The organism is endosymbiont of Lamellibrachia barhami (assembly GCF_011947365.2).
GTDB lineage: Bacteria > Pseudomonadota > Gammaproteobacteria > Chromatiales > Chromatiaceae > QGON01.
On sequence record NZ_JAAVSH020000001.1, the window covers coordinates 1152368 to 1156093 of the forward strand.

Consider the following 3726-nt stretch of genomic DNA (forward strand, 5'->3'; position numbering starts at 1 on the left):
GCTTCCACGACCGCTACCCGTTTGCCGTACTGGGCGGCCATTTCCGCCACTGCAAGACCGCCGCTGCCGCCGCCAATTGCAATTAAATCGTATGCTCTACTCATCTCTCTATTCCTGCATGTGGTGCTGTTGGTTTCATTGGGGATCGGAGCCGGATTTGACTCCGATCCCTTTGCAACGATCAGGCTGCCGCTTTGCCCTGTCCGGCGAGGTACTGTTCCAGTTCGTCGGATCCGCCGATGCGCTCGCCGTTGATGAAGACCTGGGGCACCATGGAGATCCCAGCCACCGCACGCAGGCTTGCCTCGCTGTAGTCCCGGTTCAATACCAGTTCTTCGAACTTGATGCCTGCGTCATGCAGCATTCCTTTGGCGCGGGCACAGAAAGGGCAGCCTTCACGGGCGAAGAGAGTGATATCCAACGGTTTTGCCGCATCCGGTGCGATGTGGAACAGCATGGTATCGGCGTCGGAGACCTCGAAGGGGTCACCGGGAACGTCCGGCTCGATGAACATCTTCTCGATCACGCCGTCCTTCACCAACATGGAGTAGCGCCAGGAGCGATCACCGAAACCGAGATCCTGCTTCGATACCAGCATGCCCATGCCACGGCTGAAGTCGCCGTTGCCGTCGGGCAGGAAGGTAATGTTGTCGGCCTTCTGCCCGGTACGCCACTCGTGCATGACAAAGGCGTCGTTGACCGAAATACAGACGATCTCATCCACCCCCTGGCGTTTGAACTCCGGCGCCAATTGATTGTAGCGGGGCACATGGGTGGAAGAGCAGGTCGGGGTGAATGCACCGGGAAGGGCGAACACCACTACGGTTTTGTCTTTGAACACTTCGTCGGTGGTGACATCCACCCACTCGTGGTTGCGACGGGTGTGGAAGGTAACCTGTGGCACTTGCTGGTTTTCACGATTTTCTAACATGATTCTCTCCAGTGATATGTTGCTTGATCTCGTTGACGTGGAGAGAGTATCGGAGAGTTGAACAGATTCGTGAAATCGTTTGAATTGTTTAAATAAATAGGTATTGCCGATAAGTATGGATTGTGTGGAAATTTCTCTCAGGTCAGGAGGTGAACCGTGTCAGGCAGATTGTCGAGCAGAACTTCAATGAATGCATCGAGTGCCTGACGGCGCGGGAAACTGCGTCTGAAGGCGAGGGATACCCGGCGAAAGGCATCCTTCTGTTGTAACTGGCGGGTGACGATATCCTTGTCATTCATCCTGATGCCCCGCACCGCGAGATCGGGGACCAGGGTACAGCCGAATCCCACCCCCACCAGCTGCAGCAGTGTCTCCAGGCTGGCGGCATGCAGGTCGGCCATGTCTCCCTGTTGCGCCCGTGCTTTCATGTGGCACACCTCCATCGCCTGATCCGCGAGACAGTGGCCTTCTGAGAGCAGCAGAAGTTCGGTGTTGTCGAGATCCTTTTGGGTGATGGTCTTTTTTTCCTGAAAAGGGTGGTTGCGGGGATGTGCCAGCCAGAAGGGTTCATCAAACAGGGGGATGGTGGAAAATTCACTCGTGTCCACCGGCGTTGCGATAAGGGCGGCGTCGATCTCGTGTTTGCGCAGACGTTCGAGCAGGGTCTCGGTCATCTCCTCTGAGATCACGAGCCGCATCTGTGGCAGCTGATCCCGCAGCGGTTTTAGGATCAGCGGCATGAGGTAGGGACTCAGGGTCATGATGGCGCCGATACGTAGTGGGCCGATCAGTGGATCCTGATGGGATTGGGCGAGTTGCCGGATCGTCTCGGCCTGTTCCAATATCTCTCTGGCGTGTGCCACGATGGTTTCGCCGATCGGGGTTATCGCCACTGAGCGTTTGGTACGTTCGAAAAGAGTGATGCCCAGCTCATCCTCCAGCTTTTTTATCTGGCCGCTCAGGGTGGGCTGGCTGACATGGCAGCGTTCGGCCGCATGGCCAAAGTGGCTGCTGTCCGCCACGGCAACGACATATTTGAGATCGCGCAGGTTCATGGATGGTCCGATATAGGGAAAACCGATAATTCTATTTTAGATGAAAGGTAAATGTTATCGAACAGGAAAAGGGTCGTGATGGTTTGACTCAGACCCCTGAGCGTTCATAATCTGGCCCTTCTCAATCATGCCTGGAATGACTCCATGACTGCCATCGAAGTCACGCCCTCTCCCTGTTGGATGGCGACTACATGAACCCGTCCAGACCACATTAAAGAAGCAAGCCGTATGGAATCCCCTTTTGAGTCTCATATCGATGTAACGGCGTATCAGCGAGCGCCGGTGGATCTACTCTGTGCCGAGACGGGATTCACCCGCACCCGGATCAAACAGGTCATGCAGAAGGGGGCCGTCTGGCTGACCCACGGCAAACATACCCAGCGCCTGCGTCGTGCTTCCAAGGTGCTGAGTCCTGGGGATCAGCTGCACCTTTACTACGATGAAAAGGTACTGAATCAGGTGCCTGAGGCGGCAGAGCTGGTTGCAGACGAACAGGGTTACTCCGTCTGGAACAAGCCCGCAGGGATGCTTTCCCATGGATCCAAGTGGGGTGACCACTGCTCGATCACCCGCTGGGCAGAACAGCATCTGCAGCCTGAGCGTACCGCCTTTCTGGTTCACCGTCTCGATCGCGCCGCTGCCGGACTGATTCTGGTTGCGCATACGAAAAAAATGGCGGCCGCACTGGCCAAACTGTTCCACGACAGAGCAGTGGAGAAACGTTACCAGGTGCTGGTGGAAGGAAAGTTTCCCACCAAGCCCAAGCCTTATCTGATCGACCAGGAGTTGGATGGACGTGCGGCCATCAGCCGGATCAACCGACTGGAATTCGACCCCGAGTCAGGCCGGTCGCTGTTGGATGTCGCCATCGAAACCGGCCGTAAGCATCAGGTTCGCCGCCATCTTGCAGCGATTGGATTTCCGGTGGTTGGTGACCGGTTGTATGGTAAGGCGCAGTCGGGAGAGGATCTACGGTTGAAGGCGAGTTACCTGAGTTTCATCTCTCCGGCCAGCGGAGAGAAAAAGGTCTATTCATCTCATGATTCTTGATGGCACACCGTAGGCTGGTTCAAGCGCAGCGGAACCGGCGGATCTGCCAGTTTTCCAGGCAACGTCCTCTTAATCCACCATCGTCTGCACCAGAATACGACCACGCACCTCTCCTTTTAGCATCTCGTCAAACACTTCAGGCAACTGCTCCAGATGGATGACCCGGTCGACGATGTCGTCAAGATGTTTTGGATGTAAGTCGGTGGCAAGCCGCTGCCAGATCTTGCAACGCAGGGCATGGGGGCAATCGGCTGAGTTGATGCCGAGCAGGCTGACGCCTCGCAGGATGAAAGGCATAACGGTGGTGTTCAATTCGATACCGGCTGCCAGCCCGATGGCGGCGATACTGCCCCAGGGTTTGGACTGTTCGGGTCAGTCCTGCCAGGGTTTCGCTGCCGATGTTGTCCACCGCGCTGCCCCAGCGTCCCCTTTCCAGGGGATGTGAGCCGTGAGTTGCAGCGCATCACGGGAGAGCACCTGGGACGCCCCTGATCAGTTTGAGATAGTCGTGCTGATCGTCCTTGCTGGTGACTGCAGTCACTGCGGTAACCGGCGCCGTGGAAACAGATTGACCGCAAGACTGCCCACCCGGTTGTTCCTGTGACCAGGATGGGTCCCAGATCCTCGGCTGCTGTCCGTTGCTCTCCATGCGGTGCAGGAGCACTACGTAACTGAACGAAGTATTACCGT

At 56.5% G+C, this 3726-nt stretch carries 5 protein-coding genes; 1 reads left to right on the top strand and 4 read right to left on the bottom strand.

Annotated elements, in window-relative coordinates; all coding sequences use genetic code 11:
• Positions 1-181: 181 nt before the first annotated feature.
• Entirely contained in the window at positions 182-934 is a 753-nt protein-coding gene (locus G9Q73_RS05190) for a glutathione peroxidase (RefSeq protein ID WP_369408939.1), read from the bottom strand.
• Positions 935-1068: 134 nt separating this feature from the next.
• A complete protein-coding gene (locus G9Q73_RS05195; protein WP_177418852.1) occupies positions 1069-1986 on the bottom strand; it encodes a LysR substrate-binding domain-containing protein in 918 nt (305 codons plus the stop codon).
• 228 nt (positions 1987-2214) lie between these two features.
• Here G9Q73_RS05195 and G9Q73_RS05200 point away from each other — a divergent pair, with 228 nt between their 5' ends.
• Positions 2215-3036 carry an RluA family pseudouridine synthase gene (locus G9Q73_RS05200; RefSeq protein ID WP_177418853.1) on the top strand — a complete coding sequence of 274 codons (822 nt, stop codon included), beginning with the start codon at positions 2215-2217 and terminating at the stop codon, positions 3034-3036.
• A gap of 69 nt (positions 3037-3105) precedes the next feature.
• Here the strand turns inward: G9Q73_RS05200 and G9Q73_RS05205 are convergent, their stop codons facing one another.
• On the bottom strand, positions 3106-3348 hold the full coding sequence (locus G9Q73_RS05205) for a hypothetical protein (RefSeq protein ID WP_177418854.1): 243 nt from the start codon (positions 3346-3348) through the stop codon (positions 3106-3108).
• Positions 3349-3499: 151 nt separating this feature from the next.
• On the bottom strand, positions 3500-3726 hold a 227-nt coding region (locus G9Q73_RS19180; protein WP_218649929.1), incomplete at its 5' end, for a hypothetical protein.